This window comes from Thermosipho japonicus (assembly GCF_014201655.1).
GTDB lineage: Bacteria > Thermotogota > Thermotogae > Thermotogales > Fervidobacteriaceae > Thermosipho > Thermosipho japonicus.
Genome location: NZ_JACHEX010000001.1, coordinates 589,631 through 615,455 on the forward strand (window position 1 = coordinate 589,631; position 25,825 = coordinate 615,455).

General features: G+C 31.0%; 32 protein-coding genes. 7 read left to right on the forward strand and 25 right to left on the reverse strand.

The window, feature by feature from the left end; all coding sequences use genetic code 11:
- Positions 1–67 precede the first annotated feature (67 nt).
- Both HNP65_RS03105 and HNP65_RS03110 read right to left on the reverse strand, forming a co-directional pair.
- Complete coding sequence (locus HNP65_RS03105; protein ID WP_184618894.1) at positions 68–547, reverse strand: DUF5317 family protein; 480 nt, start codon at positions 545–547, stop codon at positions 68–70.
- A complete protein-coding gene (locus HNP65_RS03110) occupies positions 544–1,854 on the reverse strand; it encodes an HD domain-containing phosphohydrolase (protein ID WP_184618895.1) in 1,311 nt (436 codons plus the stop codon). The genes HNP65_RS03105 and HNP65_RS03110 overlap by 4 nt, the downstream gene beginning before the upstream one ends.
- Before the next feature lie 458 nt (positions 1,855–2,312).
- Here HNP65_RS03110 and HNP65_RS03115 point away from each other — a divergent pair, with 458 nt between their 5' ends.
- From HNP65_RS03115 to HNP65_RS03145, 7 genes are read left to right on the forward strand one after another with little or no spacing between them, the layout of a single operon-like run.
- Entirely contained in the window at positions 2,313–3,515 is a 1,203-nt protein-coding gene (locus HNP65_RS03115; protein ID WP_184618896.1) for a hypothetical protein, read from the forward strand.
- A complete protein-coding gene (locus tag HNP65_RS03120) occupies positions 3,512–4,402 on the forward strand; it encodes a hypothetical protein (protein WP_184618897.1) in 891 nt (296 codons plus the stop codon). The genes HNP65_RS03115 and HNP65_RS03120 overlap by 4 nt, the downstream gene beginning before the upstream one ends.
- A gap of 2 nt (positions 4,403–4,404) precedes the next feature.
- Positions 4,405–4,824 (forward strand): hypothetical protein, encoded by a 420-nt coding sequence (locus tag HNP65_RS03125; protein ID WP_184618898.1) that lies wholly within the window; start codon positions 4,405–4,407, stop codon positions 4,822–4,824.
- Positions 4,793–6,208: a GT4 family glycosyltransferase PelF gene (pelF, locus tag HNP65_RS03130; RefSeq protein WP_343043455.1), complete on the forward strand. Its 1,416-nt coding sequence runs from the start codon at positions 4,793–4,795 to the stop codon at positions 6,206–6,208. The genes HNP65_RS03125 and pelF overlap by 32 nt, the downstream gene beginning before the upstream one ends.
- A complete protein-coding gene (gene pelG, locus HNP65_RS03135; protein ID WP_184618900.1) occupies positions 6,209–7,606 on the forward strand; it encodes an exopolysaccharide Pel transporter PelG in 1,398 nt (465 codons plus the stop codon).
- The gene (locus HNP65_RS03140; RefSeq protein ID WP_184618901.1) at positions 7,603–9,867 is read left to right on the forward strand and encodes a DUF2194 domain-containing protein; all 2,265 of its coding nucleotides are present in this window, start codon (positions 7,603–7,605) and stop codon (positions 9,865–9,867) included. The genes pelG and HNP65_RS03140 overlap by 4 nt, the downstream gene beginning before the upstream one ends.
- A gap of 4 nt (positions 9,868–9,871) precedes the next feature.
- Positions 9,872–10,780 (forward strand): MJ1477/TM1410 family putative glycoside hydrolase, encoded by a 909-nt coding sequence (locus HNP65_RS03145; protein WP_184618902.1) that lies wholly within the window; start codon positions 9,872–9,874, stop codon positions 10,778–10,780.
- Between the two features lie 21 nt (positions 10,781–10,801).
- On the opposite strand, the gene HNP65_RS03150 is transcribed toward HNP65_RS03145, so the two are convergent.
- The 23 genes from HNP65_RS03150 to rplF all read right to left on the reverse strand — a co-directional run bounded on the left by HNP65_RS03150 (position 10,802) and on the right by rplF (position 25,815).
- A complete protein-coding gene (locus tag HNP65_RS03150; protein WP_184618903.1) occupies positions 10,802–12,121 on the reverse strand; it encodes a glutamine synthetase beta-grasp domain-containing protein in 1,320 nt (439 codons plus the stop codon).
- Between the two features lie 86 nt (positions 12,122–12,207).
- Positions 12,208–13,086, reverse strand: coding sequence for an RluA family pseudouridine synthase (locus tag HNP65_RS03155; protein ID WP_246348182.1), 879 nt, complete (start codon positions 13,084–13,086; stop codon positions 12,208–12,210).
- Entirely contained in the window at positions 12,995–13,543 is a 549-nt protein-coding gene (gene lspA / locus HNP65_RS09765; protein ID WP_246348161.1) for a signal peptidase II, read from the reverse strand. The genes HNP65_RS03155 and lspA overlap by 92 nt, the downstream gene beginning before the upstream one ends.
- Positions 13,544–13,552: 9 nt before the next feature.
- Positions 13,553–14,407 (reverse strand): CheR family methyltransferase, encoded by an 855-nt coding sequence (locus HNP65_RS03160; RefSeq protein WP_184618905.1) that lies wholly within the window; start codon positions 14,405–14,407, stop codon positions 13,553–13,555.
- On the reverse strand, positions 14,346–15,065 hold the full coding sequence (locus HNP65_RS03165; protein WP_184618906.1) for a hypothetical protein: 720 nt from the start codon (positions 15,063–15,065) through the stop codon (positions 14,346–14,348). Before HNP65_RS03165 ends, HNP65_RS03160 begins: the two co-directional genes overlap by 62 nt.
- A 1-nt stretch (position 15,066) precedes the next feature.
- On the reverse strand, positions 15,067–15,825 hold the full coding sequence (locus tag HNP65_RS03170; protein WP_012580086.1) for a YebC/PmpR family DNA-binding transcriptional regulator: 759 nt from the start codon (positions 15,823–15,825) through the stop codon (positions 15,067–15,069).
- A gap of 48 nt (positions 15,826–15,873) precedes the next feature.
- A complete protein-coding gene (clpP, locus tag HNP65_RS03175) occupies positions 15,874–16,479 on the reverse strand; it encodes an ATP-dependent Clp endopeptidase proteolytic subunit ClpP (protein WP_004101502.1) in 606 nt (201 codons plus the stop codon).
- Positions 16,463–17,770, reverse strand: a complete 1,308-nt coding sequence (locus tag HNP65_RS03180; RefSeq protein ID WP_184618907.1) for a trigger factor — start codon at positions 17,768–17,770, stop codon at positions 16,463–16,465. Before HNP65_RS03180 ends, clpP begins: the two co-directional genes overlap by 17 nt.
- Positions 17,771–17,809: 39 nt before the next feature.
- Positions 17,810–18,193: a 50S ribosomal protein L17 gene (gene rplQ / locus HNP65_RS03185; protein ID WP_184618908.1), complete on the reverse strand. Its 384-nt coding sequence runs from the start codon at positions 18,191–18,193 to the stop codon at positions 17,810–17,812.
- 1 nt (position 18,194) lies between these two features.
- Positions 18,195–19,187 (reverse strand): DNA-directed RNA polymerase subunit alpha, encoded by a 993-nt coding sequence (locus HNP65_RS03190; protein ID WP_184618909.1) that lies wholly within the window; start codon positions 19,185–19,187, stop codon positions 18,195–18,197.
- 6 nt (positions 19,188–19,193) lie between these two features.
- On the reverse strand, positions 19,194–19,823 hold the full coding sequence (gene rpsD, locus HNP65_RS03195; protein WP_004101494.1) for a 30S ribosomal protein S4: 630 nt from the start codon (positions 19,821–19,823) through the stop codon (positions 19,194–19,196).
- A gap of 13 nt (positions 19,824–19,836) precedes the next feature.
- Positions 19,837–20,226, reverse strand: coding sequence for a 30S ribosomal protein S11 (gene rpsK, locus HNP65_RS03200; RefSeq protein ID WP_012580084.1), 390 nt, complete (start codon positions 20,224–20,226; stop codon positions 19,837–19,839).
- Positions 20,227–20,238: 12 nt separating this feature from the next.
- Complete coding sequence (rpsM, locus tag HNP65_RS03205; RefSeq protein ID WP_004101491.1) at positions 20,239–20,607, reverse strand: 30S ribosomal protein S13; 369 nt, start codon at positions 20,605–20,607, stop codon at positions 20,239–20,241.
- Between the two features lie 12 nt (positions 20,608–20,619).
- Positions 20,620–20,736 carry a 50S ribosomal protein L36 gene (gene rpmJ / locus HNP65_RS03210; RefSeq protein ID WP_012057198.1) on the reverse strand — a complete coding sequence of 39 codons (117 nt, stop codon included), beginning with the start codon at positions 20,734–20,736 and terminating at the stop codon, positions 20,620–20,622.
- Positions 20,737–20,756: 20 nt separating this feature from the next.
- A complete protein-coding gene (gene infA, locus HNP65_RS03215) occupies positions 20,757–20,987 on the reverse strand; it encodes a translation initiation factor IF-1 (protein ID WP_038042330.1) in 231 nt (76 codons plus the stop codon).
- Positions 20,971–21,738: a type I methionyl aminopeptidase gene (gene map / locus HNP65_RS03220; RefSeq protein WP_184618910.1), complete on the reverse strand. Its 768-nt coding sequence runs from the start codon at positions 21,736–21,738 to the stop codon at positions 20,971–20,973. The genes infA and map overlap by 17 nt, the downstream gene beginning before the upstream one ends.
- A 5-nt stretch (positions 21,739–21,743) precedes the next feature.
- On the reverse strand, positions 21,744–22,388 hold the full coding sequence (locus tag HNP65_RS03225; RefSeq protein ID WP_184618911.1) for an adenylate kinase: 645 nt from the start codon (positions 22,386–22,388) through the stop codon (positions 21,744–21,746).
- Between the two features lie 7 nt (positions 22,389–22,395).
- Complete coding sequence (gene secY, locus HNP65_RS03230; RefSeq protein WP_126992596.1) at positions 22,396–23,682, reverse strand: preprotein translocase subunit SecY; 1,287 nt, start codon at positions 23,680–23,682, stop codon at positions 22,396–22,398.
- A gap of 2 nt (positions 23,683–23,684) precedes the next feature.
- Positions 23,685–24,128 carry a 50S ribosomal protein L15 gene (gene rplO, locus HNP65_RS03235; protein WP_184618912.1) on the reverse strand — a complete coding sequence of 148 codons (444 nt, stop codon included), beginning with the start codon at positions 24,126–24,128 and terminating at the stop codon, positions 23,685–23,687.
- Positions 24,129–24,142: 14 nt separating this feature from the next.
- The gene (rpmD, locus tag HNP65_RS03240) at positions 24,143–24,328 is read right to left on the reverse strand and encodes a 50S ribosomal protein L30 (RefSeq protein ID WP_004101469.1); all 186 of its coding nucleotides are present in this window, start codon (positions 24,326–24,328) and stop codon (positions 24,143–24,145) included.
- A gap of 3 nt (positions 24,329–24,331) precedes the next feature.
- Positions 24,332–24,862 carry a 30S ribosomal protein S5 gene (gene rpsE, locus HNP65_RS03245; RefSeq protein ID WP_004101468.1) on the reverse strand — a complete coding sequence of 177 codons (531 nt, stop codon included), beginning with the start codon at positions 24,860–24,862 and terminating at the stop codon, positions 24,332–24,334.
- 14 nt (positions 24,863–24,876) lie between these two features.
- Positions 24,877–25,245: a 50S ribosomal protein L18 gene (gene rplR, locus HNP65_RS03250; protein ID WP_004101467.1), complete on the reverse strand. Its 369-nt coding sequence runs from the start codon at positions 25,243–25,245 to the stop codon at positions 24,877–24,879.
- A 15-nt stretch (positions 25,246–25,260) separates the two neighbouring features.
- Positions 25,261–25,815 carry a 50S ribosomal protein L6 gene (rplF, locus tag HNP65_RS03255; protein WP_004101466.1) on the reverse strand — a complete coding sequence of 185 codons (555 nt, stop codon included), beginning with the start codon at positions 25,813–25,815 and terminating at the stop codon, positions 25,261–25,263.
- Positions 25,816–25,825 lie beyond the last annotated feature (10 nt).

The window sequence follows — 25,825 nt, forward strand, 5'->3', positions numbered from 1 at the left end:
AAAAAAATAAAAGAGGGATTTCTTCCCCCCTTTTACCTTTTTAAAACTGTATATTTACATTACTCAATTACCTATTTGAATTTATCTTAAGTAAAAAATAAAAAACTCCAACATACACAAATATATCCCCTATACTAATTACGTAATATTCTCTCCATGGAAGCATAACTGGAATCCAATCTCCTAAAAATAATTTCCAAGAAAAGCTATCTACAACTAAATGCCTCATACCAACAGGAAGATTAAACTTTTCAACCCAGCAACTTAAAACTGGCATTTTCCAATTATTAATCATCATAACAAAGGAATTTAAAATTGTTCCAATTGAAATTAATGAAAAACCAGGAATATGCTTGTTTAATATCAACAAAACAAGCAAAAATGCAAAAGAAAGTGGCATTAAAATTTCTCTATAGCTCGGAATCATTTGTAGTATAAAAGGTATGGGAAACAAATAAAAATATCTATAATTTCTTTCTATTACATGTTTAATCCTTTTCGTAAATATAGAAATCAAAAAAGCTATCAAGAATATATATACTATCATATACTACCACCCTCTATTAATTTTAAAAATATATTTACAATTTCAGGGTCAAACATGATACCCGCATTATCTTTTATAAACCCAATCGCTTGCTCTTTCGACCAAGCCTCCCTATATGGTCTATCACTTGTTAAAGCATGATAAACGTCTGCTATCATTAAAATTCTAGACTCTAACGGGATTTCTTCACCACTTATTCCTTCAGGATAACCCTTTCCATCCCATCTTTCATGATGATGTAAGACCCACTTTGCAACTGTATCTTTAAATTCTGTTATCTGACTTAAAATTTCATATCCTTTTTTTGGATGTTCTTTCATTATTTCGTATTCTTCACGGGTTAATTTTCCAGTTTTTGTAACTATAAAGTCAGGTATTCCAATCTTTCCAACATCGTGAAGAAGTCCTGCAATCTCTATCAAATTTAGCTCTTTATCTTGTATTCCTAGCTCCCTTGCTATTGCTACTGAAATCTTTGCTACATTCTCTCCATGCCCAAATGTATAGCTGTCTTTTTCTTCCAAACTCTTTGCAAGCGCAGTAAGTAAATCAAGCTTTGCTTGCCTATATTTTGTCGCATAATAATTTCCAAGCTGTATTCCTATAATTGTAAAAAATGAGACAGGAATTGCAGAAATACCAATGAATTTATACAAAATGTAAACTATGAAAGTATTAATTGATGTTGAAAAAAGGTTAGTAAGTCTACCTTCACCTATTAGCATAAAAATAACATCTTTTGAAAATTGTTTATATAAAAGAGTTAAAAAAATTAACACAAAAATAAGATTTGCAATAAAATAAACTACTGAAATCAGCGCAACTACAAAAGACGAAAATATTAAATTATTCTTTATAACATTTGGAAAAACATTATATAATTTAAATGATAAAAAAATCAAAATACCAAGAATCGATACATTAAAAATAAAGTAATAATAATTTTTTGAAAATAAAACATTAGATCTTAAAACTAAGAAAACTAAAAAAGGGATTATCAAGGCATTAGAAATATTTAAATGTATCGCCGACAAAACACTAACAATAAGCCCTGCACTTAAATACAAAGCAAATTTACTATCGTTTTTTTCATCAAATTTATTTTCTAAAAAGGTTTGAAACCTTACAGGAATAAACTCAAAGAATAAAGAAAATAGGAAAAAAAGATAAAAATCTATATTCGAATAATCAAATCCATATTTTTTAATAGTAAAGAACAATAGGGCCATATATATGGCCCCAAGAGCTAAAGTATATATATGAACCAAACCTTCTTTTAAATCTAAAGCTACACCTTTTTTCTTCACCCCATCACCTACTACTTATTTTTTAGACTCTTTAGTACGATTATACCACAGCAGCTATTCAAACAAAAAACTAAATTACTTACCACCTTTTAAAGGCCACAAGGTCAAGTTACCTACTGTTGAAATTACGAATGGAAGTGCTACCAATGCAAAAACTACCACCTTTTTCCAAATTTTTTTCATAACTCCCTTCCCCCTTTCCAAAGTTTTAGAATCGAAACCCATTATTATCACAATATTCATTTTCGTTATTTATTGTAAAATTAATTTACATTATTGTCAACACAGCTATGGAATCTTCCAAAATTATTTTTCAACCATCTTCTGATATTATTTTAAAACATTTTAACCACTTTTTCCTAATAAAAATTGTAATAAAAGTATTATTTTTCTTAATTTTCTTTAAAAATTATTAATACAAGATTATTTGATATAATATATTTTAGGATGGTGAAAAAATGGAAAGAAAACATTTATACAGCTTTCTTGAACTTTCAATAATAAATCTAATAATATTTATCCTTGATTTATTATTTAAAAACTATGGCTATATTACTGTAAACCCTAATCCCTATCTAATATTAAATTTATATGTTGCTATTAGATACGGAACAAATATATTCTTTGTTTCTGCAACATTGAGTACATTTTTTTACTTTTTATCTATACATATTCAATATGGCCTAAACGTTTACTTAATTTTATTTTCTTGGCCAGTGTTAAAAATACCACTCTTCGTTCTTTCCCTCGGTTTTCTTATTGCGTTTTTTAGAGATAGCTACATTCAAACAATAAATGAACAAGAAGAAAAAATAAAAATACTTTCCAAAAAAATTGAAACATTAGAAGATACCATTAGAAAATATGAAAATCTAACAAATGACTTGCAAAATAAGCTACTACTGGAAAATAAAGGTGTTTCCATATTTGTCGATAAGCTTAAAGACATTGAGTACAATAATCCAGAAGATATTTTTAATGAAGCTGTTGAATTAATTTATGATTTTATTGAAGCAAAAACAGTGTCTATATATACATTAAGCAATAACGACTTTTTAAGACTAAAAGTAAGAAAAGGCCCACAAATTCTTCCAAATTCTTTCCCTCTTGAAAAATCCAAAGTACTTTCAACCGCAAAAGATTTAGGCTTTGCCTCTGCTAGTATATTATACCTTTCTAATATTGATATAGATTTTTCATTTGAGCCCGCCATGGCTTCAAAAATTGAACATATGGGAAAGATCTTAGGGTTTATAGTTATAGAAAATATAGACCCTGAAAAAATAAACAAAAACACAGAAACATATCTTAAAATACTATCTGACTGGCTATCAAACATGTTATATGTTTCATCAGAGCTTGAAAATCAAATAATTAAAAACGATATTGAAAAATTTAACTTTATTTTTGAAAAGATAGAAGAAAGGTTTGAAAGGTTTAAAATCCCTTATTCATTTATAAAAGCAAAGGTTAAAGAAATTTCTAACATAGAAAATATCAAAAAATTCATCCGCGAAACAGATTTTGTATTTTTTGACGAAAAAAATTCAGAATTAAAAATAGTTCTAACGTCATGTAATTCCATAGGACTAAAAAGAGTCCTAGATAAATTAAAAGATTTTAAACAAATAGAAATCGAGGAGGCATATACAAAAGAATGAGAAAATTCTTTGTTCTCGAATTTATATTATTTTTAATTGGATTATTTTCTCTAATACATAAGGAATATTTCTTAATTCTTTTTCTGTTATATCTGATAGGTAATGCTCTTATTACAATAATATATAAGCTTGATTTGTTTCAAGTAATCCTTTCAATTTTCATGTTCCCTTATCTTCCACTTATACAATTTTTTATTTTAAAAGGGCAAACGCCTCATTACGTACCATTGGATTTTGAGTACAAACCAATAGAAACTATCAATCCTTCGTATAAAACAATTGATCTTGCACCTTTTCATGTAATTTTAAAGTATGGTGATAAGGGGCAAAAAAAAGAAGCCACAAGATTAATTTTAGAGCTTACATCAAAAGAGGAAATTGATTTTAATGAAGGTCTTAAAATGATTTATACAACAATATCCAAAGAAAACGATCAAGATGTAATTCTTTATGCAACTGAAGCTTCAAATTATCTTGAAAAAATTTTACTGAGAAAACTATATGAATCAAAAGATAAAAATTCTGTTGATTATGCAAGATACTCTTACTATTACGCAAACTCTCCATTTTTAGAAAAAGAACAAAAAATTGAATTGTTAAACAACACAAAAAAATTTCTAGAAGATTTTATTAAAAAATATCCATACAATATAGATGCCCTTACATTACTTATTAAAATTCTAGAAGATCTAGAAGAACATGAAAAAATTGAAAAACTACTGGAACTAAAACTTTCAAAAATTAAATCTAGAGAACTTTTTGAAATAGCTATACTCTATTATCTAAAATATAGAAAACATTCTAAAGTAAAAGAGTTGTTAACAGAATTTCATAGCTATAAATACACATTCAAAAACGAAAGCCTCAAAATCTTATTGGAGGGATAAAATTGGATAAAGTACTCTTTAGTCTGGTATTAATACTAATATTTTTAGTTATTATTGTTAATATAAACCAAGTTGAGACAACATCGGCTGAAGAACTTAAAAAACTTCCATTTGACAAGAGAAGTCTTTACATTAAAATGACCGAACTTTACGACAAACTTTACAAAAAAAACAATCTTACAATAGATGATATCAAAGATGTTGAAGAATTAATAAAAATATCTTCGATATTAAAAGAAAGAAAAAAGCATGATTTTGCTGAAAATCTTAAATTTTTAATCCTTACCAATGAATTAGAAAAACTTAATCTTACCCAAACACAAAGGTTAGGACTCTATATTCTTAAACATAAAAACATTTCAAAAGAAGAATTGCAAAAATTAATAGAAGGTGAACAAATTGAAAGTTGGAATAATTTTTGAAGGAACTTATCCTTATATTGTAGGCGGTGTTTCAAGTTGGGGAAATTCTTTAATTTCAAATATGAAAGATGTAGAATTTTGTGTTATCCACGTTGGCGATGTTCCAAAAAAGAAATCCCCAAAGTATAAATTTCCAGATAACATCACAGATTATTTTGAATATTATCTTTTTGCAAACTATAAATTTCCTAAAAAAAGAAAAATAGGAAAAGAAATTACAAATGCTTTGGAAAATATAATTTCTTATCCATTTGATGAAAACCTTATGGGCAAAGATCTATATGAATTATTTAAAAAAAATCCCTCTCTTGATTTTACAAGTATATTTAAATCTCAATATTATTGGGACACGATTGTAAGTTTTTACGAAAAGTATCTTCCATATGAAAACTTTACAAACTATTATTGGACATTATACTCAATGCTTATTCCATTTTTAAATTCTATGACAGTTGATCTTCCAAAGTGTGATGTATATCATACTATTACAACCGGTTATGCTGGCATTTCGGCCATTCTAAATGGTTTAAAATACAATATCCCTGTAATACTTACTGAGCATGGGATATACCATAGAGAAAGGCAGCTTGAAATCTTAAGAGCTGATTGGATAAAAGAAGAATTCAAAACAGGTTGGATTAAGTTATTTAATACAATAAGTTCTGTAGTTTACAAAGGCTCTGACAAAATAACAACTTTATTCAGTGAAAATCAAAAATATGAAAAAGAATTTTGTTCTATAGAAGAAAAATTCTTAATTATTCCCAACGGTATAGATACTAACAAATTTTCAAATCTTACATATAGGAAAAGAAAAACTCCATTCAATGTTGGTCTAGTTGGACGCATTGTGGAAATAAAGGATATTAAAACAGCAATTAAGGCTGCAAAAATTGTAAAGCAAAGAATAAAAGATTTTAAGCTCTTTATTATTGGACCAACAGATGAAGAGCCTGAATACTTTAGAGAGTGCAAAGAGTTAGTTGATATTCTAAATTTGCAAGATACAGTTGAATTTACTGGTATGGTTGATGTAAAAGAATATTACCCAGAAATAAATTTAATGATTCTATCCAGTGTAAGCGAAGGTCAACCCCTTGTAATATTAGAAGCATTTGCCGTAGGTATACCAGTAGTATCTACTAATGTTGGTGCATGCAGGGAACTTATATATGGAAGCAAAGAAGATTTTATATCACCTGCCGGAATTGTAGTAAAACCAAAAGACTTTATATCACTTGCAAATGCAATAATTTATATGTATGAAAATGATAAATTTAGACTCAACGCATCAGAAACTGGAAAGAAACGTGTACAGATGAGGTATAGATTGGATCAAATGATAGAAAACTACAAAAAACTATATCTCTCGGTGGTGAATTAAATGGCAGGCGTGGGCTTCAAACTTAATAAATTATTCTACAAAAATCAAATATCAACAGACGTTCTTGCAGTAATATATTCAATTTTAACATCGTCGGGGCCTTGGATAATAACAACTATATCTTTATGGGTTGTTATATATTTTCTAAAGTCAGCAGATATATACTTTAATATGGCTGTTATATATGCATTCATACTTTCAATTATCTTTTCTGGTATTTTTTCCATGTTTCTCTCACGAAGAACCTCAGATCTTATATATTCGAAAAAATATGAAAAAATACTTCCTGAAACACTTTCAATAATCCTAGTAAATAACTTAATTGTAATTACTTATCTTCTAATATTTTTTCTAATCTTTAAACACGGCATCAAATTCATTCTTTCCTTTTCCTATTTAACCACTTCACTTACGACGTTATGGTTAATATCGATATCATCGCTTGCCACTGATTCAGTAAATTGGTATATATTTTCATATTTAACTATGGGCATTTCTTCAATAATCCTAGCAAAATATTTTGGAATTATAGGTTATGCAATCGCAGTAAATATAGGAATAATAATAAACGTATTCGTAGTTATTTATTATTTTGGCTCAAGTTCCAAAAAAATTTCCTTTGAATGGGTGAAAGAAGTTAAAAACTACTGGCAAAACCTATTAATTGGTTTTACTTACTATCTTTCAATATGGATAGATGACATAATAGTTTGGAATCATCCAAAATTTGGTGAAGAACCAATTAGTGGATTTAAATTTTCATATGTATATGATAGTCCAATGTTTTTTTCTTATCTTACTATAATTCCAACAATAACAATGTTTATTCTTGTTTTAGAAACTAGATTCTACAAAAAATACAAAAGTTTTTATGACTCTTTGATCAAAGGTTACGTTTTATCTGAAATAATTCTATTAAAAAATTCTATGGAAAAAGAATTAAAGCAAAATATAAGCCTTACAATAAAAATTCAAGCACTTATAACAACAGTATTCTTCATCCTTAATGAACTTGAGTTGCTACCATTTTCTAATCAACTTTCAAAACCTATACTTCGTCTTGGATTAATAGGTGCCATGCTTAATGGATTTTATTTAATGATGCTTTTGTTAATACTTTATTTTGATTTTAGAAATCTTGCCCTTGCAATAAATCTAAGTGTCTTAGGTTTAAATGCTCTACTAAGTACTATATTTATAAACAAAATTGGGTATGCAGCCCTTGGTTCAGGTTATGCATTTTCATTTGCAATTGGAACCTTTATTTCATATTGCTTGCTCAAAAAAAGGGTCAACAAAATTATACAAATAGAATATTCAAGACAAAAGGTTGATCTTGAAGAAGGATATTATCTTAGGCTAAACGAACTAGAAAAAATTAGGGAGGAGTTAAAATGAAGAAAGTATTAATAATATTTTTAGCGGTAATTAGTATTATTACATTTTCACAAAAAAAGTTTCTTCTTCTCTACAAAGGCTCTGAACAATATGGAGAATACATGTTAAAAGACTATGTAATTCCCTATCTTGAGAAAAATAAAATAAAGTATGAATTGCTTGATGTTGAAAGAATGAACTTTTACCGTATAAATTCTAATGACTTTTCAACAATAATAACTTGGTATTATTCAAATGATCTTGAAAACTCTGTATTATATCTTAGGCAGCTTTCAATATTTATAGAAAATGGTGGAACTTTTTTCTTTTTTAACAATATTGGTGCAAATGCAGATGCAAGGGAAGTAAATAATGTTTTCAACAAAATTGGTGTACATTACAAATATGGATACAAACAGTTGAGCACTTATAATATAGAATACGATAAAAACTTTTTTACAACACCTCCAAGCACTGGTCTAAGCAGGCCAGTTGAAGAATATGAAGTATTTAGTAAAGAGACTAAAATAATCCTTTCTTTTAAAACAGTTGATAAAAAATATCCAATGATTTTTCTCTCAAAAAACGGTGGCGGTGCAATATTCAATAGTTTTATTGACAATAAAGGAAATGTTATACTAGATATTCAAAAAATATTGCACTATCTTACAAACAAAAAAGTTGGAAGGGAAAATAAAATTTTAGTTGTTTGCGATAAATATGACAAAGAACTTTATCTTGAAAAGCAATTTCAACTAAAAAAATTACTTGGATATGCCAAAATAAATTTTGAAACAGTTTACGTTGAAAATTTTTTTGACCATTCATATATAGATCTTACACCTTTTAGATACATAATATGGATAACTGATTCAAAATTTATACATACTAATACTATTAAAAGATTTATAAATAACGGTGGAACATTGTTATTCATAACAGATCCATACAACACTCCATGGAATAAAAATATAGTAATTGAAAAAAACAACATCGAAAAAATATTATTCAATAAAGAATTGTTCTTCTTGTCAAACACAGATAAAGGATGCGAATTTGATATAGATTTTGATATTGACTTTAATGTTGATCTTGACACCTCAAACATAGTACTTGCAAATCTTGTTGGAAGCAAACCTATCCCAGCCGTTTGGTACAAAAAAGAAGGAAATGGTTACATAGGTTATATATATCCACCAATAATAATGAAGGAAACAAGAGGATTAATTCTTCAGTGTATTCTTGAAATGCAGGATTTTAATATATCTGGATTTCTTAATTCTTTTATATTTTATCTTGATGACTTTCCAATCCCCTCATATAATGTAACAAAAAGAGATGTAATAGACACAGATTTTTACTATAAGATGTGGTGGAAAGATATAAAAGCTTTTGCAAAAAGTTACAACATTAAATATACAATAGTAACACCGTTAAGTTATAATGGAGTCAGCAATCCTCCTTTTGAATTTTCCGAATATCTAATAACTCATTTTCCAAAAGATACTCTTATAGAAATAGATAATTCAGATTTTGAATTAGGACTTCATGGATATAATCATTTATCTTTAACAAAGGAAAATTGGCCAAACCCTCAAAATATAGTTGAAAGTCTTAGATCAGCTAAAAAATTTTTAGAATCAATATTGGGTCATAAAATATTTTTAAATAGCTATGTGGCACCAAATAACATAATAGATGAATATGGTATTCAAAACCTTATAAAAGCCTTACCTGAAGTTACCACTATAGGGACAACGTATAGTTCCACAGATGAATTTTCAGAATATATGATTTACAATAGCAACGTTGTGATCATACCAAGATCTACATATGGTTATTATCCATTAAAAAGAATCCTAATTTCTAGTATAAATACACTTGCAAATTTTGGAAGCTTTCAACACTTTATACATCCCGACGATTTTTTTGCAAAAGACAGAAACCCAATGCAAAAAGATTGGGAAGAATTAATAACTATACTTGATAGATTTTACTACAAAATAAAATCTAAAATGCCTTGGCTAAAAAACTATACAGCTTCTGAAGCATATCCTTACTTTCTTGACTATTTAACTCAAAAATACGAATACAAGATAAATGAAAATTATATAGAAATAACAATTCCAAATTATTCACTAATGCCCAAATACTTTCTTTTAAAAACTAAACTTCCAATAGAGAAAATAATTGGAGGTAAAATTGTTTCTTTTTATCTCGAAAATGATATATACATAATCCAAATGCAAGGGAAAAGAATGAAAATTTTCTTTTTGAGGTGAAAATGTGGAAAATTTTATTAAGCTACTTACGATTGGAATACTACTCTTTTTAATTATACAACCATTATCCATTGAAAGAGTTGAGGTACCTCTTATATATCAACTTCAAAAAATCAATTTAAGAACAATATATTCATACTACAAGCCTAAATTTTTGATTATTGATGTCCAAGATATTGATGAAAAGGATATATACTATATTAAAAAACTTAAGGAAAATGGAACAACAATCCTTTCTTACTTAAGCATAGGTGAAGCCGAAGATTATAGAAGTTATTGGAAAAAAGAGTGGGATAAAAATCCGCCTGAGTGGCTAGGAAGTGAAAATCCAAAGTGGCCTGGAAATTACAAAGTAAAGTATTGGCATAAAGAATGGCAAAATATTGTTTTTAATATGATTGATGAAATCTTGAAATATGAAGTAGACGGTCTCTACCTCGATCTAATCGATTCATTCGTTTATTGGTCAGAAAATGGATACCCAAAAGAATTTACAGCATTGCAGATGATTGACTTTGTCTTTCAAATATCAAATTATGTAAAAAGTAAAGGAAATTTTTTAGTCGTGCCACAAAACGGAGAAAATATATTATATTATGATATTTCAAACAATTATATAAATGCTATCGATGGTATAGGAATAGAATCTTTATTCTTTAAATACAAGAAAAGAATTGATGAAAAAATTACTTTAAATAGACTAAAATACATACAAAAAATCCAAAACCAAGGTAAATTTGTCCTTGTTACAGATTATATTTTTTCACCCTTTTTTGATAACAGCCAAATGATAAATGAATTTATAGAACTGTGCGAAAAACATAATTTTTTTGGATATCCAGCAAATAAAAACAAAAAACTCTCTGACATTTCTGGCGCACTTAAATATTTTAAAGAAAAAGAGGCCAAATAAGTTGGCCTCTTTAATTTTATATTATATTATTTCATATCTTTGCCTTTCCCATTCTGTAACTGCAATTGAAAAATCCTTCCACTCAAGTCTTTTCATTTCTAAAAATTTATTAAAAATATGCTCCCCCAAAGCTTCTTTTATTAGCTCGCATTTTTCCATTTCATCTAAAGCTTCTTTCAAATTTGAAGGTAAATGATCAATTCCAAAATTATCCTTTTCTTCTTCTTTCATGTGATAAATATCCTTTTCAACTGGAAGAGGTGGCTCTATTTTGTCTTTTATTCCCTGTAATCCAGCTTTAATTATCACTGCTAATGCAAGGTAAGGATTACAAGAAGGATCTGGAGATCTATATTCAATTCTTGTTCCCATTCCCCTTGCCGCAGGAACTCTAACAAGGGCTGATCTATTTGCAAGAGACCATGCAATATTTACCGGTGCTTCGTATCCTGGAACAAGCCTTTTATAACTATTAATTGTCGGATTGGTAACAGCAGTAATTGACTTTGAATATTTTAATATTCCACCAATAAAGTATCTCATATATTCAGAAATGTCTCCACTCTTTTCATCAAAAAACATATTTTTTTGCAAATCAGTTGACAGCAAACTTACGTGTACGTGCATACCACTACCATTTACACCAAAAAATGGTTTGGGCATAAAGGTTGCATATAGATTATTTTTTATTGCTAAAGTCTTTATAACCAGTTTTACTGTTTGAACTGCATCTGCCGCAGAAAGTGCATTACTGTATCTAAAATCAACTTCATGTTGGGATGGTGCAACCTCATGGTGAGTTGCTTCAACATCTATTCCCATTTCCTCAAGCATAACTGCAACTTCACTTCTTAAATGCTCTGCAATATCTACTGGCAAAAGATCAAAATATCCACCTTCATCTAAGAACTCAAACGAAGGTTTATTGTTCTTTCTTGGAAGAAGGAAAAATTCAACTTCTGGACCTGCATGTGGGACAAATCCCATATCTTTTGCTTCTTGCATCACTTTTCTTAATCTAAAACGTGGATCACCTTCAAAAGGAGTGCCATCTTGCTTGTAAACATCGCAAATAATTCTAGCACTTCTTTGTCCTTCAAGAGTCCATGGTAAAATTGCAAAGGTATCCGGATCTGGTTTTAAATACATATCAGATTCGTTAATTCTAACAAACCCCTCAATTGATGAGCCGTCAAACATAATACCTTTTTCAAAGGCCCTTTTCAAATCTGCAGATGGAATTTCTACATTCTTCAAAGCTCCGTTAATATCGGAAAACTGGAGTCTTACAAATCTGATTTTCTCATCTTCAATTATCCTGAAAATCTCGTCAATCCCCACAGATAACACCCCCTAACATTAATAAAAAAGAAAAATAAGGCATTTAATGCCTTTATAGTCTAATTATAGCACTTTATCAATAAAAATCAATAAATTTCAGATAAAATCTTTAAAACTCTTTTAAAATCTTTTGGAAGAGGAGCTACAAATGTCATTTTTTCTTCTGTTGTAGGATGATAAAAAGAGAGTTTTAACGCATGAAGCATCTGCCTTGTAGCGCCATAAACTTCATCTTTCTTTCCGCTGCCGTATAATTCATCACCTAATAATGGGTGGCCTATGTATTTCATATGTATCCTTATTTGATGTGTTCTTCCAGTTTTAGGGTATGCAAAAACAAGCGTTGCGTCTTTAAATCTTCTTAAAACCTTAAAATACGTAAGTGCATTTTTACCCCAATCAACTGCGGCCATTTTGGTTCTTACAACTGGATTTCTTCCAATTGGAACTTCTATAGTTCCATAATCTTTTTTTACTATACCTTTTACAATTGCCGCATAAACTTTCTCGGTTACTCGATCTTTAAATTGCTTTGATAAACTCTGATGAGCCTTATCATTTTTTGCAACTACGATAACACCACTTGTATCTTTATCAAGGCGATGTACTATTCCAGGTCTCAATTCCCCACTTATACCTTGAAAATCTTTGCAATGATACATTAACGCATTTACAAGCGTGCCAGATATAAAAGATGGTGTTGGATGGGTTATCATTCCCGCACTTTTATTTACAACAACAATATCTTTATCTTCATATAAAATATCCAGTGGGATATTTTCAGGTAAAATTTCTACTTCCTTAGGTTTTTCTGGAAATTCCAAAAAAACAACATCACCGAGTTTTAATTTATAACTTGGCTTTTTTATTTCATCATTTACTCTTATCTCTCCACTCTTTATCGCTTTCTGAATGTACGTCCTTGAAATCCAACTCGGTGCTTTCTCCTGAACGAATTTGTCCAATCTCCAACCTTTCTCTCTCGCTGTTACGTTGATCTCCAATATCTCTCCTCCAAAGAAGTACTAATCCTATACCGATCCCACCAACTAAAATAAAAAAATCTGCTAAATTATAAATAGTAGGCCAGTAAGGCATAGTTATAAAATCTACAACATAACCAAATCTTATTCTGTCAACAACGTTGCCAAGAGCTCCGCCTATAATAAATCCTAAAAACATATTTGTCCAGAAAGTTAACTTCTTAAAAAGCGGTATAATTGAAAGACCAATAATAATCGCAAGCGTTAAATAAATAACTATTTCCTTAGAGCTGGAAAACAAACCAAATGCTACACCTTTATTTGTTTCATACGTTAAATAAAAAAAGTTAAAAAGCCGCGTTGGATTAAATCTCCAATACTCTGTTGCAATATATTTTGTAATTTGATCAATAACAAAAGCAAGAGTAAGCCAGAACAAAAAACCACCTCACAGTTTCCTGTATATAAATGGTGATACAACTTCAAATCCAAGTTGTCTGTAATTAAAAATCCTTTCCGTATTTCCAATAAATAATATTCCACCCGGTCTAAGAGCTTTTGCAAATTTTTCATACAATTCCATTTTTGTCTCCATTTCAAAATATATAACAACATTCCTACAAAGAATCAAATCATATCCAGTTTCAAATCTATCTTGGAGAAGGTTGTGCCTTTTAAAAATTACTCTATTTTTCACATTTTGTTTTACCCTGTATGTCCCTCTACTAGTTACTTCAAAATATTTTTTTAAATATTGTGGTGGAGTACTTACAAATGATCTTTCCTCATATTCACCCATTCTTGCCTTAGTAAGAACACCAATGTCAATATCCGTTGCATGAACTTTTGCACTAGATGGTGCCTTTAGTTCTTCAAGAAGTATTGCAAGAGAGTATGGTTCTTCTCCTGTTGAACATCCTGCACTCCATGCCTTAAACTTTGAACCACTTTCCTTTAAAAGTTCAGGTATAAATTTATCTCTAAGTTCCCACCATTTTTCTGGGTTTCTAAAAAACTCAGTAACATTTATAGTCATCCTATCAAAAAATTCATCCTTCTTTTTTTCATCTTTTTTTATAAGCTCATAATACTCTTTGTATGACTTTAAACCATACTTTCTAATTAACATCTCTATTCTTCTTTTAACTCTATGTGGTTTATAACCTGTAAGATCAAAATTGAAATCTTTTTTTACAACTTCCAAAAACCAGTTAAATTCTTCCATTGGAAATTCTCGTGTATTACCAGATAGAGAATTCAATTGAAAACTGTCTCTTTTCTTTTTGAAATCCTCCAACGACATATATCTCACCCCATTTCCATTTAAAATTTACCTCATCATCGTTTAAAAACAAAAAATTTTCATTATCTTTTAAAACAAAACCAAAATTTCCATTAACCGGTACAAAATAAAAGCCCATATTTTCATTGTTAATATTTAATGCAATTTCTAAACCAAATCTATCGAAATAAACAACTATACCATTATATTCAAACCCCAAAATATTTTCTGTACTATTTTCGAAAAAGAATCTATAATCATTATATTTTAATGCAAAGCCGTACATATCTTCTCTAAATATAAAATCAAAAATATCACTATTAAAGTAACTATAATTGCCATAAAAGCCAGTAAATCCCCAAACAATATTTAAATTTTTTTCATAAGGATTTACACTTACATAAAATGGTATCTTCTTATGGAAATAACCATACTCAACCGAGTATGTTTCAGAATATAATTCAAAATTAATATTTAATTGTTCTGGCCTCAATAATGGAAAGCCCTGCTCCCATTTAACAGGCAAATCATAACGAAGCAGGGCTTTTATATTCCAAAATTCTATATTTTGACTTATACTAAATCCATATAATGCATTAAATGGATCAACCCAAAAACCTAAAATATTTGAAAAAATTGTTAGAGGAAATAAAAAGAAAAATATTACAATTTTTTTCATCTTATCCTTCTAGTTTTGACATTATTTCTTCAAGCTCTTTATCATCAATTTCAAAGTTTGCATAAACTTCCTGTACATCATCATTATCTTCAAGAACACTAACCAATTTCAATACTTTTTCAGCATCTGCCCCTGTTACTTTAACAGTATTTTTTGGAATAAACGTTACTTTTGCTTCACCTTCAAAACCGTTTTCTGCTAATTTATCCTTTACTTCAGTTAACATATCTGGAGCTGTAATAACTTGAATTGGATCATCTTCAATTATGTCTTCTGCACCAGCATCGATTGCAACCATTGCAAATTCCTCAAAATCAGCAATTTTCTCTTTTGGAATTTCAATGATTCCTTTTCTTTCAAATAGCCATGCAACTGAACCACTTTCTGCTAATGAACCACCGTGTTTACTTAAAAGGTGTCTCAACTCTTGAGCAGTTCTATTTTTATTATCTGTCATTGCATAAATGTAAAGAGCCACTCCAGCTGGAGCATATGCCTCATATATGATTTCTTGATAGTCTACACCTTCTAATTCTCCGGTACCTTTCTTAATTGACTTTTCAATTGTATCTTTAGGCATATTTGCTGCTCTTGCTCTTTCTAAGACTGCCCTTAATCTTGGGTTTGTTTCTGGATCTCCCCCACCTTCTTTAGCAGCAACTATAATCTCCCTAATCAATTTTGTAAAGATCTTTGATTTTTTCGCATCTTGGGCAGCTTTTCTGTGCTTAATATTTGCCCACTTGTTGTGACCTGACATTTTTTTACCTCCTTCAAAAAATCCTTATCATCTACATTATACCATAAATCATTTTCTATCTTCTGGTTTTATAACTTTATCTATCAAACCGTATTCCAAAGCTTCTTCAGGTGTCATAAAAAAGTCTCTATCTGTGTCTTTTTCAATTCTTTCGATTGGTTGGCCTGTATGAAAACTTAGTATCTCATTAATTTTATTTTTTATTCTTAAAAGCTCTTTTGTCATTATCTCCACATCTTTTGCAGGACCTTCTGCCCCGCCAAGTGGTTGATGAATCATTATTCTGCTATTTGGCAAAGAAAATCTCTTTCCTTTTGTACCTCCTGCAAGCAAAACAGCTCCCATAGAAGCAGCCTGCCCAATACAAATCGTAGCAACATCACATTTTATATACTGCATTGTATCATATATAGCAAGCCCTGCACTTACAGAACCACCAGGTGAATTTATATAAAGTTGAATATCTTTATCAGGATCTTCTGCCTCTAAAAACAAAAGCTGGGCTACAACCAAATTAGCGACATGATCATCTATTGCACTTCCCAAAAATACTATTCTATCTTTAAGAAGTCTTGAGTATATATCGTATGCTCTCTCATATTTTCCATTACTTTCAACAACCATTGGAACGTACTGATTAATTATTTCCTTCATCCTCGCCACCTTCTTTGTTTATATCAACGATTTCCTTCTCAACATTTTCTGAAATCTTATCTAAAACCTTATCAACAAAAATCATATTTTCTACTTCATTTCTTACTTCTGCCCTTTCTTTAACTAATACTTTAGCTCTTTCAACACTAATACCCCAATATGGAGCAAGAATTTCTGCATATTTTTCAAGCTCTTCATCAGTTGCTTTTCTTTCAATATCGTATTCTTTAGCAATCTTTTCAATTGCTGCTTCCTTTTTCAATTCGCTAACATAGTATTCTCTAATTGCTTCTTTAGCCTTTTCTTCATTATCATATTTTTTTACGTACTCTTCGTATTTCCCTTCTTCTTTCATGTTATTTACAATCAATCTTACTGCATAATCAATTGTTTTTTCTGAAATAAACAATTCTGTTGCTTCTGGAAGTTGTGCAAGAATTTGTTCTCTAATTGAATGCTTTATTTCATCATCGTATATTTTTGTACCTTCTTCTAAAATTTTATTTTTCAATTCATCAAGTGTTTCTAAATGCATTTCAGTCAAATTATTCTTTACAAATTCATCGGTAAGTTCTGGAAGAATTCTCTTGTAAACATCTAAAATCTCTATTTTGTAGTGATAAACTATTTTTTCTTCTTCATCTTTTTGAAATTCTCTATCAAATTCAACAACATCGCCTTTTTTGTGCCCTACAAGATTTTGAATTGTAGGTCTTTCATCATCTTTATAAAGTACATACTCATCTTCATTACCATCAACCAAAACCTTACCTGTTTCTTTGTTAGTTACGTACGTCTTAACTCTTACTAAATCGTCAAACTCTGCTGGCCCTTCTTTTGGCTCTAATACTGCATTTTCCTCTCTTAATGTTTTTAATCTTAAATCAAGATAATTTTCTAAAACTTGATCTTTGTTTGCTACTTTTACCTTAATTTTCTCAAAATCTACTTTAGCTACTGGTTTTTTGTGAAAATTAACAACTATTTTCGCACTTTCACTATTTATTTCTTTTTCTGCAATTTCTGGTATAAGTAACAAATTTGACTCTTCCTCAAAAGATTTATATATTTCCTCAACTAATTGTTCGAAAACAAAATAATCATAAAAATCTTTTCCAAATCTAGCTTTAAAAACAGAAAGAGGAACTTTACCCTTCCTAAATCCCTCTATAGTGTACTTTCTATTAAGTTCGTTTAATGTTCTCTTTTCAGCTCTTTGTATCTCTGCAGAATCAAATATAAATTCTTTTGTCACAATGTTTTTATCAACACCAAGTTCTTTAATTTCCATACCGCACCTCCTCAAGAGTAAAAAAGGGGGTATTCCCCCTTACTCTTCTATTACAAGCTTAATTAATGACATTTCTGCGCCGTCGCCTCTTCTTGGGCCAACCTTATAAATTGCTGTATATCCACCTTGTCTGTCCAAGCATTTTGGAGCAATTTCATCAACTAACTTGTTTACCAATCTTCTATCTCCAAGTGCTTTGAATATTTCTCTTCTCAATGCAACTTCTCGTTCCTTTTTATCAGCTTTTTTTGCTTTTACAGCCTTTGTCATTAATTTTTCAAAGAAAATTTGTACAGCCTTTGCCTTTGGAGTTGTTGTAATTATACTACCATGTTCAACAATTTCTCTTGAGAGATTTCTTAAAGTTGCTTTTCTATGGCTTCCATATCTACCTATTCTGTGTCTTTTCATTCGATGTCTCATTTCAACTTTCCCCCTTTCCGAAGCTGAGCCCAAACTTTTCCATCAACTTTTCTTTTACTTCATCAAGTGATTTTTGACCAAAATTTTTGATTTTTAATAGTTCCTCTTCTCCTCTACTCAACAAATCACCAATTGTTTCAATTTTATCGCGTTTTAAGCAATTTAGTGCACGCATTGATAAATCTAACTCATCAATTTTTCTACTCAAAATATCGTTCTCATCAACAACCTCTTCTTCTTCAATTGAACTTACTTCACTCACTTCAGCAATATCCTTTTCTTCATCAAATTCTCCAAAACTTTCTTCAATAATCCTAAAGTGATCGTTTATTATTTTAACAGCTTTCTTTAATGCATCTGATGGCTTAATATTCTTCTTTGTCCATATTTCCAATACTAACTTATCATAGTCTGTCTTTTTACCAACCCTAACATTTTCTACAATCCAGTTAACTTTTAAAACTGGATTATAAACTCCATCTAAAACTATCCAACCTATATCAGGTTTTTCATTTCTTTCTGCTGCTGGTACAAATCCTTTTCCTATAGTTGCATAAAGCTTTATTTCCAGATCTGCATCTTCATTTAAAGTTGCAATATGTAAATTAGGATTTGTTACGCTCACACCTGCTGGGACTATTATATCTCCTGCTTTTATCTCACCAGCACCTTTATGTTGAATTGTCAACTCAACAGGCTCTTCTACATAATCTTCCATTGAAAGCTGAACTTTTTTTAAATTTAAAAGAATCTCAAGAATATCTTCTTTTACACCTTCGATAGTATCAAATTCATGATATTTTTCTGGCCTTACAAATTTTACATCCGTTATTGCAAGAGAAGGTATCGATGATAACAAAACTCTTCTCAATGTATTTCCAATTGTTGTAGCATAACCTTTTTCAAGAGGAGAAAGCACATAACGTGCATAATAGTAATCATCCGATTCTTTGTGCTCCTCCATCTTAAGTCTTTTAGGCATAACAAATTCCATATTTTATCACCTCGAGTACAATTCGATAATTGCTTGTACATCAACTGGAAGATCAATAACTTCTTCTAGTTTTGGATTTCTTTCGTATGTACCTTTATAATTTTCATAATCAACTGTGAGCCATGGCATTGTATTTTTATCTTTATTCAACTCAATTGCATTTTTAACTGGTAAAATATCTCTACTCTTCTCCCTTATTTCTATTACATCTCCTGGTCTTACTTGGTAAGAAGGAATAGTAACCTTTCTACCATTTACCAAAACATGTCCATGATTTACTAGTTGCCTTGCAGTTGTTCTATTAACTGCAAATCCGAGTCTATATACTACGTTATCGAGTCTTCTTTCTACTTGAACTACAAGATTTTCACGGGTATCTCCTGATTTTCTGGAAGCTGTTTCATAATATCTTCTAAATTGTGTTTCAAGAACTCCGTAGATTCTCTTCATTGTTTGTTTAGCTCTTAATTGAATTCCATATTGAGTTAATTTTTTCTTGTCTCTTCCATGATCACCTGGAGCAAAAGGTCTTCTATCAAAAGCACATTTATCTGTAAAGCACCTTTCACCTTTCAGGTACAACTTCATTCCTTCGCGTCTGCAAAGTTTACATTGTGGACCTGTATATCTAGCCATTTATTTCCCTCCCTTAAACTCTTTTCTTCTTTGGCCTGCAGCCATTGAATGGAATTGGTGTAACATCTTTTATTACTCCTATCTCGAGTCCAGCTGCTTGGAATGTCCTTATTGCAGCTTCTCTTCCTGAACCTGGGCCTTTTACCAAAATGTCAACTTTTTTCATACCAAGCTTGACTGCTTCTTTAGCAACCTGGTCGGCTGCAAGCTGTGCTGCATATGGGGTACCTTTTCTTGTTCCTTGAAACCCAGCAGTTCCTCCACTACCCCAGGTGATTACTTTACCATCTGGATCGGTCAAAGTAATTATTGTATTGTTATATGTTGATTTTATGTGAACTACTCCACGATCAACTGTTAATTTCTTTTTTCTTTTTACAACTCTACGTGTTTTTTTGGCCATTTATGTCCCTCCCTATTTTTTCTTTTTAATTCTGCTTGGTCTTGGACCTTTCCTAGTTCTTGCATTTGATTTTGTTTTTTGACCTCTAACCGGCAAGCCCAATTTGTGTCTAAATCCTCTATAACATCCAATGTCAATTAGCCTTTTTATATTTTGCATAACTTCAGTTCTCAATTCACCTTCAACTTTGAAATTTTGTTGGATGTATGTTGCTATTTTACTGATTTCCTCATCGTTCAATTCTCTAACTCTTTTATCTGGATCGATATTTGTTGCTTCACAAATTTGCTTTGCTCTTGTTCTACCAATACCGTATATATATGTAAGCGCTATTTCTACCTTCTTATCGTTTGGTATTTCAACACCGACGATACGAGCCATCTATCTCCCTCCTCAACCCTGCTTCTGATTATGCTTTGGATTTACTTTACAAATTACGTATACTCTTCCTTTTCTTTTTATTATCTTACAATGCTCGCATCTTTTCTTAACTGAGGATTGTACTTTCATGATTCCTCTCTCCTTTCTTTTTATGACTTTTTCCTATAGACTATTCTTCCCTTAGTTAAGTCGTAGATAGTAAGTTCAACAACAACTTTGTCTCCAGGCACTAACCTTATAAAATTCTTCCGCATTTTTCCACTGATATGTGCCAAAATTTTGTGGCCGTTTTCAAGCTCTACTCTAAACATCGCATTAGGTAAAGCCTCAACAATTGTACCTTCCATCTTGATAATATCTTCCTTATTCGACAAATCCATCACCCCGCCGGGTTAAAACTTCACATCCATCCTTTTTTACTAACAATGTGTGCTCAAAATGTGCCGCTCTTTTCCCATCTTTAGTAACCACAGTCCAACCATCATCCAAAATTACTACGTGCCAGCCGCCTTCAGTAACCATTGGTTCTATAGCAATTGTCATACCTTCTCTGAGTATTACTCCCGTTCCTTTTTTACCATAATTTGGTATTTGAGGATCTTCGTGTAATTTTTTTCCGACTCCATGCCCCACAAAATCTCTAACAACATTAAATCCATTTTCTTCAACATATTTTTGTATCTCGTATGATACATCTCCTAATCTAATTCCAGCTCTTACAGTCTTTATAGCTATTTCCAAAGACTTTTTTGTGATTTCTACTAACTTTGTACCAATTTCATCTGTTTCACCGATTATATACGTATACGCTCCATCACCATAGTACCCTTCATATATTGCTCCAACATCTATTGAAACTATATCTCCTTTTTTAAATACTTTCTTTTTCAATGGAAAACCATGAATAATTTCGTCATTTACTGAAACAGTTGTAATATATGGATAACCATTATAACCTTTAAATGCAGGAGCACATTTCAATTCTTTCAAAATTTTTTCAGCAAGAAGCTCAATATCCCAAGCGCTAGCTCCTTCAACTGCTACTTTTTTAGCCTCGGATAATATTGTTCCAACCGCTTGAGAAGCTATTTTTATCTTTTCAATTTCTTCCTTAGATTTAATATAAATCAACTTCCTCACCTTCTGATAATATTTAATACTTCTTTTATTACTGAATCAACATCTAAAGCACCGTTAACTGTAAAAAGTTTGTTAGATTTTTGATAATATTCTATTACAGGATATGTATTTTCCATATAAATTCTGTATCTTTTTCTTACTACTTCTTCTTTATCATCTTCTCTTTGGTAAAGCGTACCACCACAGACATCGCATTTCCCATCAACCTTTGGAGGTAGTGTAATTAAATTGTATATCTTTCCACAATTACTACATATCCTTCTATTACTAATTCTCTTAACTACTACCTCTTCATCAACTTCAAAATAAATCACGTAATCTAAATCTTTCCCAAGCGAACTCATTATCTCATCTAATGCTTTTGCTTGAGCTACCGTTCTTGGAAAACCGTCTAAGATAAATCCATTTTTACAATCTTCTTTAGATAATCGTTCTTTGACAATTGAGTTAGTTAAATCATCTGGTACTAGATCCCCACGTTTTAAAATTTCCTCAACCTTTTTTCCAAGCTCACTTTTAGAAGCAACTGCTTCTCTAAACATATCACCAGTTGATATATGTGGAATATTGAGCATTTCTACTAACCTTTTAGCGTAAGTCCCCTTACCTGCCCCGGGGGGCCCCAGGAAGACTATATTCATATATTGATCATCTCCTTCCTGGGAGTTTACCCTTTTTAACAAAACCTTCGTAATTTCTCATAATCAAGTGTGCTTCCATTTGTTGAGCTATGTCAAGAGCCACACCAACTGCAATTAAGGCACTTGTTCCACCTAACCAAATATTCACTCCCGTTACACCTTGAACAAGATAAGGAACAAGTGCTATTGCTACCAAAAAGAGTGCTCCGACAAATGTTATTCTATTTAATACTCTTGTTATATATTGTTCTGTTGGTTTTCCAGGTCTTATACCAGGAATGTAACCACCGTAGCTCTTAATATTCTGTGCAATATCTTTTGGATCAAAAACAACAACACTATAAAAGTATGTAAAGAAGAAGATCAACACTGCATAAATTGTAATTACTAATGGACTGGTCATTGAAAATAAGGATTTTGCTGTCTCAGAGTTTGTAAGTTGTGCGATTCCAACCGGGATGGAAACAATTGCCCAACCAAAAATTATAGGTATAACACCACTGTGATTAACTTTAATTGGTATATGGGTTGATGTTCCACCATAAATTCTTCTTCCAACCATTCTTGAAGCATATTGAACCATTATTCTTCTTTCTGCTTGTTGTACATAAATAATTCCAATAACCATCAAGAACATTACACCAAGTAAGAAAATCCATTCAAAGATATTCAAACCGCCAAGAACTGCTGTTCTAAAGTAAGTTGGATATCTTGCAACTATTCCAGCAAATATTAAAACACTAATTCCGTTTCCAATACCTTTCTCGGTAATCCTATCACCAATCCAAAGTAAGAACATAGTCCCTGCAAGAAGAGAAACTGTTGCCAAAAATACAAATGTCCAAAGTGGAATGACAAGAATATTTTCAAACCCTCTTGCAAGCCCAAAGGAAATAACAAATGCTTGAAGTGCACCAAGTAAAACTGTTAAATTTCTCGTTAATCTTTGGAATTTCTTTCTTCCTTCTTCTCCTTCTTTCAACATTTCCTTTAATGAAGGAATAACTGAAGAAAGTAATTGCAAAATAATAGATGCATTAATATAAGGTGTAACACTCAAAGCAAAAATAGAAAATCTTTTAAATGCCCCACCGGTAAAGACATCATAAAAACTTAATAAACCACCTGCACTACCTGTGCCCATTTGAGAAAAGGCAGCCCCCCATGCCTTTAAGTTCACCCCAGGAACCGGAATATATATACCTAGTCTAAAAACAATTAACATTAACAGAGTAAATACTATTCTGTCGCGTAATTCAGGAATTTTAAATGCGTTCTTTAACGCTTTCCACATTATTAAATCACCTCTGCCTTGCCGCCTACGGCTTCAATCTTCCTCCTGGCACTTGAACTAAAGGCATGGGCTACTACCGTCAGAGGTTTTGTTATTTCTCCATTTCCTAAAATTTTAACCCCATCATTTATTTTCTTAATTAAACCAACTTCAAGCAATTTTTCAGGTGTCACTTCATCACCAGAATTAAATTTTCTTTCAAGATCTTCAACGTTAACAACTGTATATACTTTCTTAGCAAAGTTTTTGAATCCAAATTTTGGAAGTCTTCTATGAATAGGTGTTTGGCCACCTTCAAACCATGGATGAACTTTTCCAGTTCCTCTTGCTTTTTGACCTTTGTGACCCTTACCAGATGTTTTTCCTTTTCCAGAACCAATTCCTCTACCCACTCTAATTCTTTTTCTCATGGAACCAGGAGTAGGTCTTATATCTGATAACCTCATATTATATTACCTCCTTATTCCTCTATTTCCTCTACCTTAACTAAATGCCTAACTTTTCTAATCATACCTCTAATTTGAGGAACATCATCTTTTATTACTGTAGAATTTAACTTTCTTAATCCCAATCTTTTTACTGTATCTTTTTGATCATATTTATAACCTATTGGACTTTTAACAAGTGTAATTTTTAATTTTTTCATTTATTAACCCTCCTTTTTTACACCATAGATAACTTCTTGTGGAGTAATGTCTCTCAACTGTGCAATTTTTTCCAATGATAGGAGGTTTTTCAAACCATTAACTGTTGCTTGTGCTAACACAACAGGGTTTGTTGAACCGCTTGTTTTTGTAAGAATGTTGTGAATTCCTGCAAGTTCAACAACAGCACGGACGGTTCCATTTGAGATTATACCTGTACCAGGTGCTGCTGGTTTAAGTAAAACTTTTGCTGCATCTTGTCTTCCAACAATTTCGTGAGGAATTGTTCCGTTATAAATTGGTACTTCAAATACATTTCTTCTTGCAGCTGATAAAGCTTTCCTTATTGCATCTGGCACTTCTCTTGCTTTACCTACTCCAACTCCTACTTTTCCATTTCTATTCCCAACAACAGCTAAAACTCTAAATGATAAATTTTTTCCACCCTTAGTAACTTTTGTTGTTCTTCTTATTTCAACTATTCTTTCTTCAAAGTCTTCCCTTGTATTTCTTATCTTCTGTGCAATGTCTGCCATTCAGTGCACCTCCCTTAAAATTCCAAGCCTGCTTCTCTGGCACCTTCTGCAAGTTCTGCAACTCTCCCGTGATATCTGTAACCACCTCTATCAAATACTACTTTCTTAATGCCTTTTTCAATTGCTCTTTTACCAATTAATTTCCCAACTTCTCTTGCTGCTTCCTTGTTCCAGGTCTTTTTCAAAGTTTCTCTTAATTCCTTATCCAATGTTGATGCTGCAACCAATGTGTGTCCCTTATCATCATCTATTATTTGAGCATAAATATGTTTTTCGCTCTTGTATACACACAATCTTGGTCTATCTGCAGTTCCATGGATTTTTTTTCTGATACTTAGGTGTCTCTTTTTCCTTCTCCAATTCCTGTTCTCTTTTTTTATCATCTCAGTGTACCCCCTTTATGCTTTCTTTCCTTCTTTCAATCTTACTACTTCTCCTACGTATCTAATACCTTTTCCTGAGTAGACATTTGGTTCTCTCCATTTTCTAATATCTGCTGCAACTTGTCCTACTCTTTGTTTATCAATTCCACTAACAATTATTTTATTTGGACTTGGTACTTCTACTTTTACATCAGAAGGAATTTCCATTTCAACTGGATGGGCATATCCAAGATTCATAACAAGTTTCTTTCCTTGTAATTGTGCCCTGTAACCTATTCCAACGATTTCAAGTTCTTTTTTAAATCCTTTAGTAACTCCAATTACCATATTGTTAAATAATCTCCAATATGTTCCTGTAAACATCTTCATCTTTTTCAAATCTGATCTTCTTTTCATGTAGTCAACATTAGGTTTTACATTCATTTCATTACCATTAATTTCAACTTTAACGTATGGTAAAAAATCTTGTTTTAATTCACCAAGTGGTCCTTTTACTTTTAAGACATTTCCCTCAACTTTTACTTCTACTCCGTTTGGTATAACAATAGGTTTATTTGCTATACGGGACATTGAGTACACC

Coding starts and splice junctions, on each gene's coding strand:
- HNP65_RS03105 (WP_184618894.1), bottom strand. CDS start 547: ATGATAGTATATATATTCTTGATAGCTTTTTTGATTTCTATATTTACG.
- HNP65_RS03115 (WP_184618896.1), top strand. CDS start 2,313: ATGGAAAGAAAACATTTATACAGCTTTCTTGAACTTTCAATAATAAAT.
- HNP65_RS03120 (WP_184618897.1), top strand. CDS start 3,512: ATGAGAAAATTCTTTGTTCTCGAATTTATATTATTTTTAATTGGATTA.
- pelG (WP_184618900.1), top strand. CDS start 6,209: ATGGCAGGCGTGGGCTTCAAACTTAATAAATTATTCTACAAAAATCAA.
- HNP65_RS03140 (WP_184618901.1), top strand. CDS start 7,603: ATGAAGAAAGTATTAATAATATTTTTAGCGGTAATTAGTATTATTACA.
- HNP65_RS03160 (WP_184618905.1), bottom strand. CDS start 14,407: ATGTCGTTGGAGGATTTCAAAAAGAAAAGAGACAGTTTTCAATTGAAT.
- HNP65_RS03165 (WP_184618906.1), bottom strand. CDS start 15,065: ATGAAAAAAATTGTAATATTTTTCTTTTTATTTCCTCTAACAATTTTT.
- HNP65_RS03170 (WP_012580086.1), bottom strand. CDS start 15,825: ATGTCAGGTCACAACAAGTGGGCAAATATTAAGCACAGAAAAGCTGCC.
- clpP (WP_004101502.1), bottom strand. CDS start 16,479: ATGAAGGAAATAATTAATCAGTACGTTCCAATGGTTGTTGAAAGTAAT.
- HNP65_RS03180 (WP_184618907.1), bottom strand. CDS start 17,770: ATGGAAATTAAAGAACTTGGTGTTGATAAAAACATTGTGACAAAAGAA.
- rplQ (WP_184618908.1), bottom strand. CDS start 18,193: ATGAGACATCGAATGAAAAGACACAGAATAGGTAGATATGGAAGCCAT.
- HNP65_RS03190 (WP_184618909.1), bottom strand. CDS start 19,187: ATGGAATTTGTTATGCCTAAAAGACTTAAGATGGAGGAGCACAAAGAA.
- rpsD (WP_004101494.1), bottom strand. CDS start 19,823: ATGGCTAGATATACAGGTCCACAATGTAAACTTTGCAGACGCGAAGGA.
- rpsK (WP_012580084.1), bottom strand. CDS start 20,226: ATGGCCAAAAAAACACGTAGAGTTGTAAAAAGAAAAAAGAAATTAACA.
- rpsM (WP_004101491.1), bottom strand. CDS start 20,607: ATGGCTCGTATCGTCGGTGTTGAAATACCAAACGATAAGAAGGTAGAA.
- rpmJ (WP_012057198.1), bottom strand. CDS start 20,736: ATGAAAGTACAATCCTCAGTTAAGAAAAGATGCGAGCATTGTAAGATA.
- infA (WP_038042330.1), bottom strand. CDS start 20,987: ATGGATTTGTCGAATAAGGAAGATATTATCAAGATGGAAGGTACAATT.
- HNP65_RS03225 (WP_184618911.1), bottom strand. CDS start 22,388: ATGAATATAGTCTTCCTGGGGCCCCCCGGGGCAGGTAAGGGGACTTAC.
- secY (WP_126992596.1), bottom strand. CDS start 23,682: ATGTGGAAAGCGTTAAAGAACGCATTTAAAATTCCTGAATTACGCGAC.
- rplO (WP_184618912.1), bottom strand. CDS start 24,128: ATGAGGTTATCAGATATAAGACCTACTCCTGGTTCCATGAGAAAAAGA.
- rpmD (WP_004101469.1), bottom strand. CDS start 24,328: ATGAAAAAATTAAAAATTACACTTGTTAAAAGTCCAATAGGTTATAAA.
- rpsE (WP_004101468.1), bottom strand. CDS start 24,862: ATGGCAGACATTGCACAGAAGATAAGAAATACAAGGGAAGACTTTGAA.
- rplR (WP_004101467.1), bottom strand. CDS start 25,245: ATGATAAAAAAAGAGAACAGGAATTGGAGAAGGAAAAAGAGACACCTA.
- rplF (WP_004101466.1), bottom strand. CDS start 25,815: ATGTCCCGTATAGCAAATAAACCTATTGTTATACCAAACGGAGTAGAA.